Annotated in this window: 16 protein-coding genes; 1 reads left to right on the forward strand and 15 read right to left on the reverse strand. The window is 56.0% G+C overall.

Features of this window, described 5'->3' with window-relative positions; all coding sequences use genetic code 11:
• Positions 1 to 47: 47 nt before the first annotated feature.
• The 15 genes from K7H09_RS02580 to dctP form a co-directional block, all read right to left on the reverse strand.
• Entirely contained in the window at positions 48 to 2,177 is a 2,130-nt protein-coding gene (locus tag K7H09_RS02580) for a hybrid sensor histidine kinase/response regulator (RefSeq protein ID WP_230803465.1), read from the reverse strand.
• A 2-nt stretch (positions 2,178 to 2,179) separates the two neighbouring features.
• A complete protein-coding gene (locus K7H09_RS02585) occupies positions 2,180 to 3,622 on the reverse strand; it encodes a CheR family methyltransferase (protein ID WP_230803466.1) in 1,443 nt (480 codons plus the stop codon).
• Positions 3,619 to 4,686: a chemotaxis-specific protein-glutamate methyltransferase CheB gene (gene cheB, locus K7H09_RS02590; protein WP_041159339.1), complete on the reverse strand. Its 1,068-nt coding sequence runs from the start codon at positions 4,684 to 4,686 to the stop codon at positions 3,619 to 3,621. The genes K7H09_RS02585 and cheB overlap by 4 nt, the downstream gene beginning before the upstream one ends.
• Positions 4,687 to 4,698: 12 nt before the next feature.
• The gene (locus K7H09_RS02595) at positions 4,699 to 6,741 is read right to left on the reverse strand and encodes a methyl-accepting chemotaxis protein (protein WP_039857278.1); all 2,043 of its coding nucleotides are present in this window, start codon (positions 6,739 to 6,741) and stop codon (positions 4,699 to 4,701) included.
• A 167-nt stretch (positions 6,742 to 6,908) separates the two neighbouring features.
• Positions 6,909 to 8,075, reverse strand: a complete 1,167-nt coding sequence (locus tag K7H09_RS02600; RefSeq protein ID WP_027957009.1) for a glutathionylspermidine synthase family protein — start codon at positions 8,073 to 8,075, stop codon at positions 6,909 to 6,911.
• 19 nt (positions 8,076 to 8,094) lie between these two features.
• Entirely contained in the window at positions 8,095 to 8,718 is a 624-nt protein-coding gene (locus K7H09_RS02605) for a DUF1190 domain-containing protein (protein WP_230803467.1), read from the reverse strand.
• Positions 8,719 to 8,741: 23 nt separating this feature from the next.
• Positions 8,742 to 9,155 carry a DUF350 domain-containing protein gene (locus K7H09_RS02610; protein WP_022521852.1) on the reverse strand — a complete coding sequence of 138 codons (414 nt, stop codon included), beginning with the start codon at positions 9,153 to 9,155 and terminating at the stop codon, positions 8,742 to 8,744.
• A 43-nt stretch (positions 9,156 to 9,198) separates the two neighbouring features.
• Positions 9,199 to 9,921: a DUF2491 family protein gene (locus K7H09_RS02615; protein WP_022521853.1), complete on the reverse strand. Its 723-nt coding sequence runs from the start codon at positions 9,919 to 9,921 to the stop codon at positions 9,199 to 9,201.
• Positions 9,922 to 9,966: 45 nt separating this feature from the next.
• Complete coding sequence (locus K7H09_RS02620; RefSeq protein ID WP_009285863.1) at positions 9,967 to 10,662, reverse strand: PspA/IM30 family protein; 696 nt, start codon at positions 10,660 to 10,662, stop codon at positions 9,967 to 9,969.
• A gap of 107 nt (positions 10,663 to 10,769) precedes the next feature.
• Positions 10,770 to 11,228 (reverse strand): DUF2170 family protein, encoded by a 459-nt coding sequence (locus K7H09_RS02625; protein ID WP_230803468.1) that lies wholly within the window; start codon positions 11,226 to 11,228, stop codon positions 10,770 to 10,772.
• A 158-nt stretch (positions 11,229 to 11,386) separates the two neighbouring features.
• Positions 11,387 to 12,925, reverse strand: coding sequence for a malonate--CoA ligase (locus K7H09_RS02630; RefSeq protein WP_022521855.1), 1,539 nt, complete (start codon positions 12,923 to 12,925; stop codon positions 11,387 to 11,389).
• Positions 12,922 to 14,289 (reverse strand): malonyl-CoA decarboxylase, encoded by a 1,368-nt coding sequence (locus K7H09_RS02635; protein ID WP_141440609.1) that lies wholly within the window; start codon positions 14,287 to 14,289, stop codon positions 12,922 to 12,924. The genes K7H09_RS02630 and K7H09_RS02635 overlap by 4 nt, the downstream gene beginning before the upstream one ends.
• An 11-nt stretch (positions 14,290 to 14,300) precedes the next feature.
• Complete coding sequence (locus tag K7H09_RS02640) at positions 14,301 to 15,635, reverse strand: TRAP transporter large permease (protein ID WP_009285860.1); 1,335 nt, start codon at positions 15,633 to 15,635, stop codon at positions 14,301 to 14,303.
• Positions 15,636 to 15,637: 2 nt separating this feature from the next.
• Positions 15,638 to 16,159, reverse strand: coding sequence for a TRAP transporter small permease subunit (locus K7H09_RS02645; RefSeq protein ID WP_027957005.1), 522 nt, complete (start codon positions 16,157 to 16,159; stop codon positions 15,638 to 15,640).
• A gap of 100 nt (positions 16,160 to 16,259) precedes the next feature.
• Positions 16,260 to 17,255 (reverse strand): TRAP transporter substrate-binding protein DctP, encoded by a 996-nt coding sequence (gene dctP / locus K7H09_RS02650; RefSeq protein ID WP_141440610.1) that lies wholly within the window; start codon positions 17,253 to 17,255, stop codon positions 16,260 to 16,262.
• A 156-nt stretch (positions 17,256 to 17,411) separates the two neighbouring features.
• Between dctP and K7H09_RS02655 the strand changes: the two genes are divergently transcribed.
• Entirely contained in the window at positions 17,412 to 18,095 is a 684-nt protein-coding gene (locus K7H09_RS02655; protein WP_141440611.1) for a GntR family transcriptional regulator, read from the forward strand.
• Positions 18,096 to 18,126: the final 31 nt, after the last annotated feature.

An 18,126-nucleotide genomic window follows, 5' to 3' on the forward strand; every position in this document is an offset into this window, starting at 1 on the left:
GTCTTTGATGGCTATGTCATTAACAGTCGTGTCAGTATCACTCGTGATTAACCCAGTAGGGCCTGGAGTGTCTCAACTAAATTGTTTTGGTCAAAGCTACCTTTGACGATATAAGCGTCAGCACCGACTTCAATACCGCGTCGCCGATCAGCCTCCTTTTCCCGCGAGGTGATAATAATAATTGGCCGATAACGATAAACCTCATTTTCGCGCAGTCGGGCAGTCAGCGCAAAGCCATCCATTACCGGCATCTCAACGTCGGTAAGTACGGCATCAAACGGCTCTGCCAGTGCTTTGGCTAATCCGTCGCGACCATTTTCGGCCAGGGTAACGTGGTAGCCCCACGCTTCGAGTACATCTTTCTCTATTTCGCGGGTATTCAGTGAGTCGTCGACCACCAAAATGCGTTTCGCGAGAGCGGAGGATGCACGCTCTTCGTTAGCACGTTGGGCACTGTGTCGGGTGACTTCCAGTAAAGCGGGTACGTGGAGTAGGCTTACCAGCGCATTGCGTCCCATGGAAACCATGCCCGAGACCAGCGGTAAATAACGCAGATGTACGGGCAGTGGCTTGATGATCATATCGCGTTCATCAATCAGGGAGTCAATAATCAGAGCAAGCTTCTGGTGCCGCTGGTGGACGACCAGCAGTAGGGTAGTATCAGTACCGGACGCCGTCTCTGGTAGCTCAAGCAGTTGGGCTAGCGATACCACCGGCACAAATTCATTGCGTAAAATCAGCGTGCGCTGACCCGCAGCATCAATAAATGATTGTGATGAGCACTCTACCAACTCTGATACGTAAGGCGCCGTTACCCCTAGGTTGACGCCACCGACGCTGACCAGCAGTACCCGCATCATCGCCAACGAGAGTGGCAGGCGCAGAGTAAAGCGGGTGCCGCTACCGCGTTCGCTGGCAAGCTGCAGGTCGCCGTTAAGCTCATCCACCACGGTGCGCTTGACCACATCCATGCCCACACCGCGGCCAGAAAAGTCGGTAATCATGCTCTTGGTAGAGAAGCCCGGCAGGAATATAAGCTCTAGCGTTTCCTGTTCGCTCAGTGCATGAAGCTGCTCTTCGCTCACCAACTGCTTGGCGAGCGCTTTTTGACGTACCGCTTCAAGCGAAATACCCGCGCCGTCGTCACGCATCTCTACCACCACCCAGCCAGCATCCTGCCAGGCTTCGATAATCAACTGCCCACGGGGAGGTTTACCCGCTGCCTGGCGCTCGGCCGGCAGCTCTAAGCCGTGATCCAAGGCATTTCGCAGCAGGTGAATAAGCGGATCCGACAGGCGATCAATCATCTGGCGATCAAGTTCGATTTCGCTGCCTCGCACCCGGCAGTCGACCTGTTTGCCGAGTGACTGGGCCAATTCTCGGGACATATGCGCGAGTGGATCAAACACCACGCTTAGCGGCAGCATGCGCATTTGCAGTGCGCGGTCGTGTAGGTCGCTCATCAACGAATCGTGGCTTAACACGCTATCTTTCAGCTCACGGTGAAAGGCGTGAAAAGGCCCCTGCTGTTCGGCAGGAGGTGTGATGCTTAGCTCACGGGCTTGGTCAACCAGGGTATGTAAATGATGATGGCCGGAAAGCACTTCGCCCATCAAACGAATAACATCGTCCAGTCGATCCAAGCGAACCCGCACAGTATCGCTGAGCCGCAGTTCGCTCTCCGCCACCAGCGCAGCGGAGGAAGGCGGTGTTGAGGAGGACGGTAGCGCAGGCACAGAGGATGGCGCCGCCTCAGCGGGAGTAATGGGCGGGGGTGGGGCCTGACCGAGGGCAGCCGCTTCCAGGGCGCTACATAGCGCCTCATCAGCCGCGGGTAGGTCGTCACCTGTCGCTCCTTCGGCGAGTCGACTGACTAAATCAGCAAGACCGTCAACCGCCTGGCTGAGCAGGCTGGTCACCGTTGGCGTTGCGGTTAGGGTGCCGTCGCGCAGAGCGCTGAGCAGCTCTTCAGTGCTATGTGCCAGCGCCGTAATTGGCACCAGTTTAAGCATTCGCGACGAGCCTTTCAGCGTATGCGCTGCGCGGAACAGGTCGTTGATCTGTTCGCGATCAGCATGGCCCTGCTCCAGTGCGCTAATTCCTTCTCGCAAGCGGGGCAGGTGGTCGGCTGCCTCTTCCACAAAGCGTTGTATAAAGCGGCGAATATCCAGCGCCATAATTAACCCACTCCCTGGGTGGTACTGGTTGATGCCAGTGTTAGGTTCACCGCGTCTAAATAACGTTCGGCTAGAAAGCGCGCATCGCCTGGCGGTAGTGGTGGGGTGATGGTGTCTAGCCCTCCATCAGAGGTGGGCGCGGTGGTCAGCAAACGAACCACCGCAGCATAGCGCTGCTTGCGCTGTAATGGCTTGTCGGCCAGTTCACCTTGGCGATAAAGTTCAGCTAAATAGAAATGGGCCAGCCAACACTCCGGGGCAGCGTAAATGGCCCGCTTAAAATGCTCGTAGGCGAGCTGGGGCCGCTGCTGCCAGCGGGCGACCAACCCGGCCAGCACCAGCGCATCGATCGACCACGGCTGTTGCTCAAGTAGCGCCTCAAGCAGCGTAGCGGCGTCGTCAAACGCATTTTGGTTGAGCAACCGATGGGCGGTGTGCAGTTGGTGGCTAATGCTGTCCGTTGGCTCTTTTTCCGTTGCATGCTGACGTGGCGCCTGGGGTGCCACGTCAGTGCAGTTGTCTAACGCTAGCTGTTTATTTGCGCTCTCAGCAACGCTAAGACTGTCTTCAGTAATACTGTCTTCAGCCATGTTGTCCATCGCAAGTAATGAGGGCTGAAGGGGCGTCTCTGGCACTATCGCGGGTTGCTCTACATGGCGAAAGTAAAATACGCCCTGAGCTTCGGTCAATTCAAACACGCCGAGATCGTTACCCAGGGTTTCGGTGACGCCGCAGAGTAAAATGCCATTGGGGGCCAGCAACTGGCTAAGTTGCTGATGGATATGGCGCCGCGTCTGCTGGTCAAAGTAGATCGAGACATTGCGAAACAGAATTACATCAAAGGGGCCGACGGGGCTGTCTTCGTTGGCGTTTAACAGGTTAAACGGCCGAAAGGTTACCCATTGGCGCAGCGGTTCGTGAAGCTTGTAACGCCCCTTGTGGGGGCTGAAGTAACGCTTTTTGAAGGCGGGGGAGAGGGCGCGAAACGCCATGCCGCCATAAACTGCCTGGCGTGCCTTGGCGAGGACTTGGTGATCCAGGTCGCCGCCGGTAATAGTAAACAGTGCTTTGGCCCGCTCGCCAAAGCACTCAAATAGCATCATCGCTACGCTATAGGGCTCTTCACCGGAAGAGCAGCCCGCGCTGAAGATAGAGAGCGGCGGCTGCTCTGTTGTTAGGCGTTGCGGTAAATAGGTGTTGACCAGCCAGTCCAGGGCGTCAGGTTCGCGAAAAAAATAGGTTTCGTTGACCGTTAACTGGCTGACAAATTGATCGAATAGCGCCGTGTCACAGCTTAATTGCTTGAGGAGCTGAGTGATGTCGGTTAGCCCCGTGGAGGCCTGTAAGCTGGCTACTGCTCGGAATAGCCGGGCTTCGGCCAAGCCATCTAGGTGTAAACCGCAGCGTTGATGCACCAGAGCTTTGAAGGGAGCAAACGCACTCATGCCAGAGGCTCCGGTCGGCTATCCATGCAGCCATGGACATCGCGTAGCAGTCGATCCGGAAGGCTATCGAGCGGTAATTCATACTGTATGACGCCTGCTTTGACGGCTTCCTGATTCATGCCATAAATCACCGAGCTAGCTTCATCTTGCGCGAAAGTGGTTCCGCCTGCGCGATGTATCGCCCGCATGCCATTCACTCCATCGCGGCCCATGCCGGTCAAAATAATACCAATCGCATCGCTGCCGTAGACCGCCGCGACACTTTGCAGCAGCACATCGCAACTGGGGTGGTACAGGGAGCATTCAGGACTGGGTTGAAGCTGGAAGCGGTGGCGGGAGGATACGCATAAATCACGCTCGGAAGGTGATAGGTAAATATGCCCAGGGCGTAGCCGTTCGCCCTCTTGGCCCACGCTAACCGGCATAGTGCAAAGGGATGCCAGCCATTGCGCCATGCCATCAATAAATCCATGACTGATGTGCTGGGCGATCACAATGGGGGCTGGAAACCCGCTGGGTAGCCTCCGCAGCACCCGCACTAAGGCTTGCGGGCCACCGGTTGAGCAGGCGATCGCGACCACGTGCTGGAAGTTACGCGGCACCCCCCGTGGCGTTACAGTAAACGTCGCTATTGGAGGAGTGGGGGGAGGTGCTAAGCCGCGTCGACGTAGACGAGTGATGACTGCCACGCCGGAAAGCAGGCGTACACGCTCCAGCAAGCGTTCGGCATCGGCTCCTTCCAGAGTGGGTTTAGGCATGACCTCCAACGCGCCTACCTCAAGGGCTTGATAAGCCGTTTGCGCATCGGAGCGGTCGCTGACTACCAGAATGGGCACTCCTTTGCTGTACATGATCTCTTCGATCGCGGACAAGCCGTCCATCACCGGCATGTTGAGATCCATGGTGATCAGCTGCGGCGCAAGGCGCTTGGCCAGTTCCACCGCTTCGCGACCATTAGTGGCTTCCCCCACGATCTCAATATCATCGTCCCGGCTGAGGATATCGCGTAGCACGTCGCGGGCTACTTGGCTGTCGTCGGCAATGACTACCCGAATTACACTCATCCGGTATCCTTATCAGCGATTTTTATTTGTTAGGGTGAACTCCTGCACCAGCGCGTTAAGCTCAGCCGACATATGGATCATGTCCTGGCTAATATCGGTAATACTGCGCACTGAGTGTGCGTTGCGAGAACTGGCCGTATCGATATCGCGTAGAGCCATCACCACCTGGCTGCTGGCGGTTTTTTGCTGCTGTGTGGAGAGCGATATCTGCTGGGCCGCGCTGCTGGTTTGACTCGCCGCCTTGAGCAGCGCCTCCAGATCCTGGGCGGTACTCATGCTTGCCTCAACGCCCTGCTCGATTGAGGAGGCACCTTTTTCAGAGGCCACCACTAAGCGATTAATCGCCGTCTGAATATCATCGGTATGCGCTTCAATCTCTTGGGTTGAGTCGGTCACGCTGTCAGCCAAGCGGCGTATCTCACTGGCGACAACCGAAAAGCGGCGGCCCGATTCCCCTGCGCTTGAAGCTTCCAAGGCGGCATTAAAAGCGATCAGCTTGGTCTGAGCGGCCAGGGTGTTGATCAGCTCCATAACCTTGTTGATCTGTTTGGATTTCGCCCCCAGCGTCATGATCTCTGTCAGGCTCTGTTCGCTGTCGCTACGGATATCCTGCATTTTTGACTGTAGCAGCTGCATGGCCGAACTGCCTTTCCGGCTGCGCTCCAGCGTCTGATTGGCAACGTCGACCACCGACTGAGAGTGATCGGCAATTTGGGTTGATGAGGTAGAGAGTTCTTCCATGGTGGAAGTTATTTCCGCTACCGAAGAGGCCATCTCCTCGACCGCTGCGGCCATGGTTTGGCTTGCTTCATGATCGATATCGCTACCGTGCACACCGGAAAGCCCGGCGGTTTTCGCCAGCCGGTCAGCGACTTGCGTTAGTGCCTGAGCGTTTTTGGCCACTGCCGCAATAGCGCGGGAGAGGCGCTCAAGGAGCTCGTTGGTTTGGTTGGCTAAGTCGCCAAGTTCGGCTTTGTCATCGGTGCTGACCCGCCGCGAAAGATCCAGGCTGTAGGTGATGTCTTTCAACTGGCGCTGGAAATCAATCAGCGGGCGGATGAGGCTGCCAGTCAGCGGGTAGAGTACCAGCAGCCCAACGAGCAGAATGAGCAGCCCTATACCGCTGGACTCCAGGAAGCGCTCGTGGGTGGACGCCAGGTACGCCTTTTTATCGACTTCCACCATTAGGTAGCGCTGCAGCTCGGGGAGCCAGATCGTGCTGACCAACACTTCTTGACCGTCACGGGTCGCTTCATGCACCTGTAGCTGCTCGTTTTGCAGCAAACGCTGCGACGCTTGCTCTGGTAAGGCCTCGGTGGCTGTTGCGACAGTAGGAGCTGATTCATCACTACGATTGGCTTCGCCGCTGCGAACAAGCAGCTCACCCTCGGCGCTGAGCAGCGAGGCGTGTCCGCTACCGCCTAAGCGAAAGTCATCAATCAAACTGGCCATTTGGGAGAGATCAAGCCCCGCACCGGCCACGACCAGCGGTCGACCGTTGGCGGCATTTACCGTGCTGCGATAATTGACGTACACAAAGGCATCGTCGGGTGAGAAGGTGTCGCTATCTAAATTTAGCTCGTAAGCGTTGTCGCTGTCAGTAAAGTGGTAGTACCAGTCATCTTCGCTGCCGGGGGGCTGGATAATGCGCTGCAGAAATTCACCGTTGCGCAGTTGGAAATAGTAGCCCCGACCCTGGTGTTGAGCGGCGATAAACAGCAGCTCGGTGTCTAACTGCTCCATAAGACGCGCTAGATACGCCGCAATGTCGTTTTGTCGCTCTTCCGGTAGGCCTTCGCGAACCCACTGCTCAATAAAGTAGCTATTGGCCAAGCTTTCGGAAATGGCAAGATCCTGGCTAAGGCTGAGGTTTATATGCGCTGCCAGCCCTTTGACCTGTGCCGGTAGCTCTTGATTAAGCAGGTTATCCAGCCGCGCTTGGCTGTGTGAACGTGCTTGAAGATAGAGCGCCAAAAGCATCGCGAATGCTAAGACTGTCCCAAAAGAGAGAAATAGACGAAGCCGTAAAGGTAGGGATTTCCAGCGCGCCATCATGTTCGCCGTTGCTCCAAAGTAAACGGTGGCCCTAACGGCGCTGCTCAATAGCGCTCAGGGTTAGAAGTAGAGTGATACTTACCATTCTACTTAGGGTAGTGGCAACGATTTCAGCTTTTTTTGTGAGGACTGGCTAGCCTGTAATAAGTGTATTTTGGTACTTGCGCTTACACGATCGCGTGGGGCACAAAGCAGGAGGAGTCTTTGGTGATGCGACCAACGTCTTCACGAATGCCCATGCCGCAGGCACGGTCGCCCACTACCCAACTGCCAATTAAGGCGTGGTTATTACCAAAGCGCGGCATCGGGTGGTAAGCCTGCCGAATCCATGGGCTGTCGGTATAGGGGCCGTCCACGGCCTCCCGCTGGCCAGTTGGAGTGATTAGCTCCACATTGCTGCCTTCCCGGGAGAAGAACGGTTTACGCACCCAGCCCGCAGGCAGTGGTGGGCTATTGGCATCCTCAAAAAACGCCGGTAACAGATTGGGGTGGCCTTTAAAGTGCTCCCATAAAAGGGGCAGAATCCCCTTGTTGGAGAGAATGGCTTTCCAGGGCGGCTCAAACCAGTGGGTGTTTAGCTGCGGGATATATTCGCCAAACGCATCGTCGGCCATCTCTTCCCAGGGGTAGAGTTTGAACAGGGCGTGGATAGGCTGGTCATCAAGGTCAACAAAGTGCTCTGCCCCGGTTTGTAGGCCAATATCCTCGGTGTAGATAAAAGGCGCCTTGAGCCCCGCCTGCACCGCCACATCCTGCAGGTAGTGCACGGTGGCGCGCTCTTCAGCATTATCTTTGATGCAGGAGAAATAGAGTGTACGCGCTTCAATGCGATCGCCAAGGTGCGCCATGGCATTGATCAGGCGCTCTTGAATCGAGTTGTACTGATCCGCGTGGCGCGGCAGGATGCCTTGTTGGATAGCTTGCTCAAGCCACACCCACTGAAAAAAGCCCGCTTCGTAGAGCGAGGTAGGGGTGTCGTAGTTGAGCTCCAGCAGTTTCGCCGGGCCATCGCCTGAATAGGCAAAATCCATTCGTCCGTAGAGGTGCGGTTGGCCCGACTTCCAGGAATTATGGATGCTGTCCCACATGTGTTCAGGCAACGCCAGACGCTGCATAAGCGCATTGGAGTGGCAAACCTTGTCCACCAGCTCCATGCACATCTCATGCACTTCCTCGGTAGGCGCTTCGATATCTCGCTCTACCTGCTCTAGGCTGAACTGGTAGTAGGCGTCCTCTTTCCAGTAAGGCTCCCCGTCGATGGTATGAAAATGAAAGCCCAGCTCGTGAGCCAGGGCTTTCCAGTTGCTTCGTTCAGGGATATCGATTCGCAGCATAGTAATATTTGCCTGGGGGTTATGAGCCCCAGCCGCCGCGGGCAGAAGAGCGAGAGCCAAAGCCTCGGCGCTGAGACGCGGCTTGGCGGTTCTGAACCACTGAGCTACGCATGGCATCGTTACGCTGAGTGACGCGCTGAGTCGCCTGGCTAGAGGCCGTGTTCCAGTTGCCCTGGTTCTGGCGATTGCGGTACACCGGTTCCTGATACACCCGCTCGAAAGAGCGTCCACGGTTGGTGTTGGACATCATGCTGCCGACCATATAACCCATCATGGCAGGCATAAACCAGCTGCCGCCGGTGTTACCCGTAGCCGCTTGAGACTGCTCTTCGGTCGGCGCGGTACAAGCGCCTTCACCATTCTCCGCTTCGCACTCCTCCAGGGTGCTATAGCGCGGCACCTCTTTTAATGAGGCTTCGTAAGCATCTTCACAGGCGCTACGGGTATAGACATTCTCCGCAACGCAATCTTCAACGCTTTGAAAGCTGCGCGGCTGGTCGAACTCTATATCGGTGATTTGCTCTTCCTGGGGCGGTTGGCCACAGGCGGTAAGACCAAAGGCGCTGGCGCCCATCATCGCCAGTGACAAGCGCCCGCTGCGCTTGCGGCGCGGCAAATGAGGGGTACTATCGTGTTTTGACATGCAGGCTCTCCTTTACCACGTCGTTACCAAGTCATCGAAGCGGCGTTGAGTAAGCCGACTGCCACGGCCACGCTGGCCATTAAAATGCCGTAGGCCTGGTGGCCTTCGGTAATGTGCTGAGACAGGCTTTCGCCCTGCTTGCGCAGAAACAACTTAACGCCAAAGAAGGTGGCCAGCTGAACGATAAAGGCGACAATGCCCCAGAGCACAAAATCGATGAAGCTAATGGAGTTTGCCATCGCGCTGTACAGCGGAATGGTGAAGCCTAAAATGGAGCCGCCATAGGCAGAAGCAGCGGCCGCATTACCTTCGCGAATCAGCGTCCACTCGTGGTGCGGGGTAATCCGGCTGTAGCAGTACATAAAGGCGGCGAGCAGGATAATCGCCGTGACTAGATAGGCGATAAATGATGGCAGGCCGTAGAGGTAATTCACCATGGTGGTTGCTTCCTTTTCAGTAGCTTAAAAATAGACTTGCGGGTCAAACAGCGTCGATATCGACGGAGGCCACATCTACCCCCACGTTGTGCACCACCATAAAGCTGCCTTCGCCATCGCTTTCTGCGCTCAGCAGTAAGTACTCCATACGCTCAGCGCCTTCGATGGTACGCTCATAGAGCATGGCATGGTGGGTCACATGGCGCGCCGACACGCTCTCGGTGGTCATTACCTGCTCTTCGAAAACCACCGGCGGCGACCACAGGCTGTCACCATTCCCCCACACTCGCTGATAGGTGCAACTGCGCGCCTCCTCAGTGGTTGAGGTGAGCGCGATGGTTTGGGCGCCGATGCTGTCGGGCTGTTTATCTTCACCGTTTATCAAATTATCAAATTCGGCATCCGAGAGATGGGCAACACGGTAAAAGTCGAACAGCTTATATTCAAGCACCTGACCGTTCTCAATATTGGCCTGCAGCCAGGTGTCGTTATCCAGATAGAAGCGCACCAAGTGCGCTCCTTGACCAAGATCGACGTGCCCCACGGCAGCTATATGATGGTAGGCATCGTCGTTCCAGCGAAACAGCGCATCGGGGTGGGCGCGCAGGCCGATCAGCTTAATATTGACGCGCCCATCCAGGCGTAGGCCCTCAAGGTCTTCCTGGCTGATACTCATAGGCAGGCCAGCGGCCACCGGGCGGCCTTCGTTAGGCTCGGGTGGCTTCTCCGTAGTAGCGCGAAAAAGTGCCTTGAGGGTGTTAAACATGGCCTGGCTCCCTAATAAATTTAAACGCTGATTTGCTCTTAACGCTTATTCCTGTGCGGCGTTTTTCTTCGCTTTCAGGCGCGCTAACACGTCGTCTGCTTTGCGATTCTGGCCACCCACCCCGGCTGCTTTCAGGCGTGCTTCAAGCGAGCTGCCGCTCTCTTCTGCGGCCATGTCGTCAGCGGCTTGCATTTGCGCTGAATTAAGCTGCTGGCGCTCTTTGATGCGCTCCAGTGACTCCATGGCGCTGCTCATGGCGCTGTTCTGGCCTGAGTGGCGAGCCGCGACGGCAGATTGGGCTTTTTGTGCTGACTCAGTCGCCTTAACGACGCTCACCTGCTGCTTGAGTTGGCGAAGCTGATTGTCGGTGCCGCGAATCGCGCCGCGTAGTTTTTCGATGCTGGCGTCGTACTCGCTGACAATAGCGCGCTCCGCTTCCAGGTCATCCTGCAGCGCCACCATGCGTTCAGCCACTTCCACGGCTAGCGCTTCTTCACCTTTATCCAGCGCGGCCTCAGCGCTTTTTTCCAGTTCGGCGATTTTGCTTTCCAGGGCGTCAGCTTTATTGCTGTTTAGCTGGCGCTGGCCCATCAGGCGGGTGAGTTCGGTTTTAGATTGGCTCAGGTGGTTTTCCGAGTCGCGGATTTCCTGGTCTAAAATGCGCAGTGCTTGGGAATCCACCACGGCTTGACCGGTTTCATTCGCTTTGCCACGCAGGGCAGTCATAATTTTGCTTAACATATAAGTGTCTCTTCTTTAAGAATATCTTTAAATAAAGCGCCACTGTTTCAGTGTGCATGTCAGTGGCGATGACCGATTAACTCTGTTTTCGATAACCCCTGTTAGGCTTAGGCAAAGTGCGTTTGAATCAGTTCGGCGACGTCCATGGCCGCGCTGGCCGTGGCGTGTAGCTCGGCACAAATCGATTCAAGCTTTGAGTCGCCAAACAGCTGTCCGTAAGCCACATAAAAGTCGTGACCGTCGATTTCGACAATGCCCACGGAAGCCAGCGGTAACGAAATGCCCTGGCGCAACAGCACTTCGTTGAGCTCAGCGGTATTGTTGACGCTATCTACGGCCACAATGGGCGCCATGGCGACCCACTCATTTTCGCTGCGCGAGAGGGTAATCGGCAAGTTGCCGTAGTCGTTTAGCTCCCAGATCAGGGTCTGATTCGTCTCATCCAGGCTGATCGTGCCCTCGGGCCACTCAAGGGGGGCCTCTGTAGCGTTGTTGGATGCCGGCTGGCGAACTAATTTATATAGCTCGCTGGCGGTGATGCCGTTGGTAACGGTAGGCGTAGTCAAGGCGATCTGCTCCATCGTTCGTTAAGTGACCTTACCTTAACATTTAGTAGAGCAAATGGTTCCTTTTCGCAAAAAAACGCCCCGCCTCTTTCCCTTATCGTGTCAGGTGAAAGAGTTGGGGCAAACATTTAGGGGTGGGTAACGCTTAGGAATGGCGACTAAGGCGTTTGGTAGGTGTCGTTGAACCGTTTGCGCAGTTCATTTTTCTGTACTTTGCCCATGGTATTGCGCGGCAATTCATCGACAAAGAAGACCCGCTTGGGCTGCTTATACTTAGCTAGCCGACCATCTAAATGGGTGATTACTTTCTCCTCTTCAAGCTGGTTTTCTCCAAGATCAGCGCCTTGCTGGCGAACCACCACTGCGGTAACGCCTTCGCCAAAGTCAGGGTGCGGTAGACCGATCACTGCGGATTCGGCGACTTGATCAAGCTCGTCGATCACCTGCTCCACCTCTTTGGGGTAAACGTTGTAGCCGCCGGAAATCACCAGATCCTTGTCACGGCCAACAATATGCACATAGCCCTGCTCGTCGACCATGGCGAGATCGCCGGTAATGAAAAAGCCGTCGTCTAACAGCTCTTCGCGGGTCTTTTCGGGCATTCGCCAGTAGCCGATAAAGACATTCGGGCCGCGAATCTGCAGCATGCCAATCTCACCAAACGGCACCTCCGCGCCAGTTTCTCGGTTGGTAATGCGCATCTCCACACCGGGTAGCGGCATGCCCACAGTGCCTGCTCGGCGGGCACCGTCATAGGGGTTGGAGAGGTTCATATTGGTTTCAGTCATGCCGTAGCGCTCAAGAATCGCATGCCCCGTTTTGGCTTCAAATGCCTCGTGGGTCTCGGCGGTGAGCGGAGCGGAGCCGGAAACGAACAGCCGCATGTTGGCGGTAGCTTCTGGGGTCAGTCGTTCGTCCTGAACCAAGCGCGTATAGAAGGTAGGAACGCCCATCATCACAGTGCCACGGGGCAACTCTTCAAAAATGACATCGGCATCGAACTTAGGCAGGAAGAGCATGCTGGCGCCCGCCATCAAAGTGACGTTGCAGGCGACGAATAAGCCGTGGGTGTGGAAGATCGGCAGCGCATGAATCAGCCGGTCATCAGCGCTGAAGTGCCACGCTTTGGCCAGGGTCTTGGCGTTAGAGGCGAGGTTTTTGTGCGTTAGCATGGCGCCTTTGGAGCGCCCAGTGGTGCCTGAGGTATAGAGAATCGCGGCCAGGTCGCGTTCGCCAAGTGCCACGATGTCTTCTCTTGGTACTGCCGCTTGGGCGGTTTCCATCAGGCTACCATCGGCGGCGCTGCCCAGGGTGACCACCGCCGGACAGCCGGTTTCAGCAGCAAGCGACAGTGCTTGCTCTTCTATCTTGGGGCGACAAACGAACAGCGCGGGCTCGGCGTCATTTAAAAAGTAGCGAATCTCATCGCCGGTATAGCCCGTATTGAGGGGCAAATAGACGCCGCCGATGCGCAGGCAGGCCAGGTAAAGCAGTATCGCCTCAGGACTTTTATCCACCTGCACGGCAACGCGGTCGCCTTGCTTAACGCCTAGCTCGGTTAGTGCGCCGGCAAGCTGCGCACTGATGGTCAGCGCATCGGCGTAGCGATAGCGGCGGCCATCGCGGGTAGTAATAAAATCGGCCTCTGCGCGCTCGCGCATTTTGGCAGCAAAGGTTTCAAATAGGTTGTGGCTCATTTGGTGGTCTCTCCTTTGGCCAGCTTGCGAGCGCGTTTGGCGAGGTCGCGCACCTCATTCGAGCAAGCAACGGTCGCCTTGGCGGTATAGTTTTCGTGATTGCGCTCGATATCGTCCAACACATACAGGTAGTTAACCATCAGTCCAGCGGCTTGTTTAAAGCCTTTCTCGGAGATATCGCCCAACCAATTAATACGGTGGAGTTCAGCGCCGTTGCCGAGGTGAAAGCGGGCCACCGGGTTGAGCGGCAGGCCGTGGCGGTTCTTCTCTTCGACCAAGTAACGGGCGGCCAGTGGGCGAATCGCGGCTTTAAGCTGCTCTTCAAGCGCTTTGTCCTGATGCCATTCTGGGGTTTCAAGCCCTTTGAGTGATTTACGCAGCGACGAGGGAAGCTGCTCATCCTCACGCTGCTCCTGCAGCCACTGGGCGAAGCCAGGTACCGGCGAGAGGGTGACGAAGTATTTAAGCTGCGGCAGCTCCTGGGAGAGCTCTTGCACCACCTGCTTGATCAAAAAATTACCGAAGGAGATGCCGCGCAGGCCGGTCTGGCAGTTGCTAATGCCGAAGAACGCCGCTGTATCGGCATCTTCGGGGTCGTCGATACCTTTTTTGCTATAGCTGCTTTCGCCAGAGAGGATGGGCTGAATACGGCTTGGCAGCCCCTTATGCAGGGCCACTTCCACAAAGATCAGCGGCTCGTCGCCAATCGCCGGGTGGAAAAAGGCAAAGCAGCGGCGATCGCGGGCATCCAGGCGTCGGCGCAGATCATCCCAATCCTGAATTTCGTGTACCGCTTCGTAGCGGATGATCTTCTCTAGAATCGACGCGGGGGTGTTCCAATCAATGCGCTTGAGCATCAAAAAGCCGCGATTAAACCAGGAGCCGAACAGATGGGCGAAATCGTCGTCGATAGGCGCTAATTCCGGCTGTTCGCGTAGTAGCCCCAGCAGGTCTTCACGCATTTTAACCAGCTCATAGGTGCCGTCGCTGGCCAGGTTTAAACGCCGGAAAAGCTCTTGTCGCCGGGGCTCGCAGGCTTCAAACAGGCGCTGTAGCGATTGGTTGTCGCGCACCTCTTGATAGGCCAGATAGGCCGCGTCGATGGGGCCGGGCTCGGCCGCAAAGTCAGCCGTTAGGCGGGCAAAAAAGCTGCTTTTTTCAGCTGCCGAAAGGCGCTGATAAATCGCCAAAGCACGGCTTGCCAGAGCGATGCTGGAGGCTTCGCCATCGCTTTCCAACAGCTTGTGGCAGGCGTTAACCAACTGCCCATGGTCGGGCGTTAAAGTCTCGGGATGGCGGCGCCGCAACAGTGCATCGCGCTGAGTGATGTTGTTGAACAGCTCCTGCAAAAACAGCATGTTCATGGTCGAACTCCTTAACCCATGATCAAGTTAGGTAGCCAAAGCGCGATGCCTGGGAAGAGACACAGCAGCAAGATACCCAGCACCATACATAGCGCGTAGGGCAAGCTTCCCATCAGAATGTCGCGCAGCGAAATATCCGGTGCGATACCTTTAATAATGAACAAATTGAGACCCACTGGCGGTGTGATCAGACCGATCTCCAGGTTGATGGTCAAAATCACCGCAAACCAGTAGGGGTCGAAATTCGCCGCCAGGATGATGGGTAACAGAATGGGCGCGGTCATCACGATCACGGCCACGGGGGGCAGGAAGAAACCCGCCACCAGCAGAAAGAGGTTAATCACCCCCATCAGCGCCCAGCGGTTGATCTCCAGATCAGCAATCGCAGCGGCGACGGTTTGGGTGATAAACATCGAGGAGAGTGCGTAGGCGAACACTTCGGCGGTGGCGATCACTAGCATGATCATCACGCTTTCGCGTAGCGAGTCGCGCATAATCAGCTTGATCGGGCCCAACTGCCACATGCGGTAGATCAGAATAGCCAGCGCCAAACACAGAAATGCACCCACCCCCGCCGCCTCTGAAGGTGTTGCCACCCCGCCATACAGGGCAAACAGGATACCCGCGACCACGCCCAGGAAAGGCAGAACACGCACTAGCGCTTTCAGGTTGGTATCAACATTCTGCTTAACGTTCTGCTTTAGCCGTTCGACGGACTCCGCCATCGGGTTGTTATAGCCACCGGCCATCTTGCAGGCGATCATCGTCCAGATCATAAACAGGCCCGCAAGCATAAAGCCTGGCACCACCCCGGCAATAAACAGTCGACCAATAGAGGTTTCGGTGGAGATGCCGTAGATAATCATGGTGACCGACGGCGGAATCAGGATGCCCAGGGTGCCACCCGCGGCAATACAGCCCGCCGCCACGCCATCTGGGTAGCCGCGCATGCGCATTTCGGGAATGCCCATTTTACCAATTGCCGCACAGGTGGCTGGTGACGATCCCGAGAGTGCAGCAAAGATAGAGCAGGCGCCGATATTGGAAACCGCCAAGCCGCCGGGCAGCTTGCCCATCCATAGATCCAGCGAGCGATACAGATCGCGCCCGGTGGGGGAAGAGGCCACCGCGGCGCCCATCAGAATAAACATCGGAATGGCGACAAAACCAAACTCGGCGATGCGGTCAAAAAAGGTTTCCCCGAAGTAGGTGAGCTCAGCAAGACCACGGTCGTAGATCAGCGCCAGCAGCGATACACCGCCCAGGGCGAAAGCGATAGGGGTGCCAATGGCCATCAGCGCAATCAGCGCGATGGCGACAATAATGCCTAAGGTAATGGGATCCATGCTTAGCTCTCCCCACGCAGAATTTCAGCTACATATTGCAGCGACAGCAGGGTGGCGCCGACGGCCATGGGCAGCAGGGCGGGCCACAGCGGTGGATTCCAGACGGAACCCGTCGTCCACTCACCGTGAAGTGCCTCAAAAACATAGACCCAGCTGGCATACGCCAGGGCGGCACAGAAACCTAATCCAAACAGCGAAGCGATCAAACGCATGATGGTGCGGGTAATACCACCCAGCGCATCGGGCACAATAGTGATAGCCACGTGCCCGCCGGTCATCAGTACATAAGGGCTACCCATCAACATTGCCGCCGTTACTGAAAAGATGGTGAATTCGGTCTGCCAACTGGTGCTCATTCCAAGCAAGTAACGAATAAATACCATCTGGCAAATCACTAATACGCCAGCGATAAACATGGCGCAGGCTAAATAGGCGGAAAGCCGCGAAAGCTTATCCATGACGCGAATGTAGCCGCCGATGATGCCCCCACGCGCCAGGGCATTGTGAGTCGTTGCAGGTGCCATATTTCCCTCGTCAAGCTGGTTATTTCGCCAAGCTAAGCAAGCATCAGTTGAAAACGGCCACCCCGAAGGGCAGCCGAGCCGTTAGGCATTCATGGGTTGCTTACTCGACGGCCAGCGCTGCATCGATAATGGCCTGGCCATTGGGAACATTGTCGGCAAAGTTTTTGTAAGAGGTTTCCTTGGCAATAGCGAGCCAGGCGTTGTAGTCGTCTTCGCTCATGCTGACCACCTCGACGCCGTTCTCCTCGTATAGATCGACCATTTCCTGATCAATGGCGGCGGCCTCTTCAGCAAAGAAGGCTTCTGCGGCTTCACCGGCTTCTATCAGCGCCGCCTGCTGTTCCTCGTTAAGCTCTTGCCATACCTGCTCAGAAATAAGAATGGGTTCGTACATGTACCAGAGCGCGAAGTCACCCGGTTCGGTCAAGCATTCAACCTGTTCATAAAGCCGGAAAGAGATAAACGACATCGACGAGGTATTGGCGGCATCCAACACTCCGGTTTGCATGGCGGTATACACCTCGGAAGAGGGCATGGAGGCAATGGAGGCGCCAGCGGCCTCAAGCATTTGTTCAAACGCAGGTCCGGCAGCACGGAAATTTTGGCCCTCGACGGTATCCGGGGAGGTAACGCACTGTTCGCTAGATGCAAAGCCACCGGATAACCAGGCATCTGCAAGTACTCGAGCGCCGCCTTCGCGAATGACTTCTTTAATCATGTCCATATATTCAGAGTCATTCAGGCGTTGGGCATGTGCCTGATTACGCACTAAGCCCGGCATCAACGTAGCCGAAAATTCCGGATGCCGACCACTAGCGTAGTCCAGCGGTAGAGAGGTGATATCGAGGCGACCACGAGCGATAGCGCCCCACTGTTCACGCGCTTTGAACAGCGATTGGCCCGGATAAACTTCTATGGTCAGCCCTACATCCGCATCGGCTACTTTGCGGGCCATCATTTGCACCATTTCGTCGCGAACGTCTCCCTGCCCCCCGGGGAATTGATGCGACGCGCGTAGCACGGTATCGGCTGAGGCGTGGGAAGCGGCAATGGCGAGACCGAGAGCGGCAGCAGTTGAGATCAAATAGCGTTGCATGAGGCGTCTCCAACAGTTGTTGTTGTGTGTTTGGATGGGCTATATGTATCTATCAGTCGAGCTGATATATATATCAATAGGCGCTATGTATGCTAATGTCAACTGTATGACAGCATTAAAACGGCTAAGAAGAGCCGCGATCCAAGGAGGTAAAAGATGACCGGCACCAAGCGATCCAATGCTCAACGATTAAGAGATTCTCTTGAGGATGACATCATCAATGGCCGCCGTTTACCGGGAGAGCGCCTGGATCCAGAGGCCTTGGGGCGCGAGTTTCAGGTTTCGCGAACGCCTGTGCGCGAAGCCTTTCAACAGTTGGTCGCCAGCGGCTTGGTCACCGTTTCCCCGAAGAAGGGCACCTTCGTTGCGAAAGTGGGGATTGATCAACTGATCGAGATGTTCGAGGTGATGGCGGAGCTTGAAGGCATGTGCGGCCGCCTGGCGGCACGCCGGATTACCGAACCAGAGCTGGCCGCGTTACGCGAAGCGCATCAGCGCTGCGAAGCAGCGGCCCTAGCCGGCGACAGCGACGAGTATTACTACGAAAACGAAGGCTTTCACGACTGTATCTACACCGCTAGCCACAACACTTTTTTGGCCAGCGAAGCGCGCCAACTTAAACAACGTTTAAAGCCTTACCGACGCCTGCAGCTCCAGGTGCGCCAGCGGGTCAATAATTCCCTCAGCGAGCACCAAACTATCGTCGAGGCTATTGAGCGGGGTGACTCTGGGGCGGCCCAGCAAGCACTGAGCGACCATGTATTGATTCAAGGCGAGCGCTTTAGCGATTTCGTTTCCAGCGTACGCAGGATGGAGTCACCGTTAGAGAGAACGGGCTGATTTATCTTATAGCTTATTGATTGGTATGCCT

It is taken from the genome of Halomonas sp. IOP_14 (assembly GCF_021021315.1).
GTDB classification, from domain to species: Bacteria; Pseudomonadota; Gammaproteobacteria; order Pseudomonadales; family Halomonadaceae; genus Vreelandella; species Vreelandella titanicae.

Excerpts from the sequence above, each read along its gene's own strand:
- K7H09_RS02580 (WP_230803465.1), bottom strand. The coding sequence starts at position 2,177 with ATGGCGCTGGATATTCGCCGCTTTATACAACGCTTTGTGGAAGAGGCA.
- K7H09_RS02585 (WP_230803466.1), bottom strand. The coding sequence starts at position 3,622 with ATGAGTGCGTTTGCTCCCTTCAAAGCTCTGGTGCATCAACGCTGCGGT.
- cheB (WP_041159339.1), bottom strand. The coding sequence starts at position 4,686 with ATGAGTGTAATTCGGGTAGTCATTGCCGACGACAGCCAAGTAGCCCGC.
- K7H09_RS02595 (WP_039857278.1), bottom strand. The coding sequence starts at position 6,741 with ATGATGGCGCGCTGGAAATCCCTACCTTTACGGCTTCGTCTATTTCTC.
- K7H09_RS02600 (WP_027957009.1), bottom strand. The coding sequence starts at position 8,075 with ATGCTGCGAATCGATATCCCTGAACGAAGCAACTGGAAAGCCCTGGCT.
- K7H09_RS02605 (WP_230803467.1), bottom strand. The coding sequence starts at position 8,718 with ATGTCAAAACACGATAGTACCCCTCATTTGCCGCGCCGCAAGCGCAGC.
- K7H09_RS02610 (WP_022521852.1), bottom strand. The coding sequence starts at position 9,155 with ATGGTGAATTACCTCTACGGCCTGCCATCATTTATCGCCTATCTAGTC.
- K7H09_RS02615 (WP_022521853.1), bottom strand. The coding sequence starts at position 9,921 with ATGTTTAACACCCTCAAGGCACTTTTTCGCGCTACTACGGAGAAGCCA.
- K7H09_RS02620 (WP_009285863.1), bottom strand. The coding sequence starts at position 10,662 with ATGTTAAGCAAAATTATGACTGCCCTGCGTGGCAAAGCGAATGAAACC.
- K7H09_RS02630 (WP_022521855.1), bottom strand. The coding sequence starts at position 12,925 with ATGAGCCACAACCTATTTGAAACCTTTGCTGCCAAAATGCGCGAGCGC.
- K7H09_RS02635 (WP_141440609.1), bottom strand. The coding sequence starts at position 14,289 with ATGAACATGCTGTTTTTGCAGGAGCTGTTCAACAACATCACTCAGCGC.
- K7H09_RS02640 (WP_009285860.1), bottom strand. The coding sequence starts at position 15,635 with ATGGATCCCATTACCTTAGGCATTATTGTCGCCATCGCGCTGATTGCG.
- K7H09_RS02645 (WP_027957005.1), bottom strand. The coding sequence starts at position 16,159 with ATGGCACCTGCAACGACTCACAATGCCCTGGCGCGTGGGGGCATCATC.
- dctP (WP_141440610.1), bottom strand. The coding sequence starts at position 17,255 with ATGCAACGCTATTTGATCTCAACTGCTGCCGCTCTCGGTCTCGCCATT.
- K7H09_RS02655 (WP_141440611.1), top strand. The coding sequence starts at position 17,412 with ATGACCGGCACCAAGCGATCCAATGCTCAACGATTAAGAGATTCTCTT.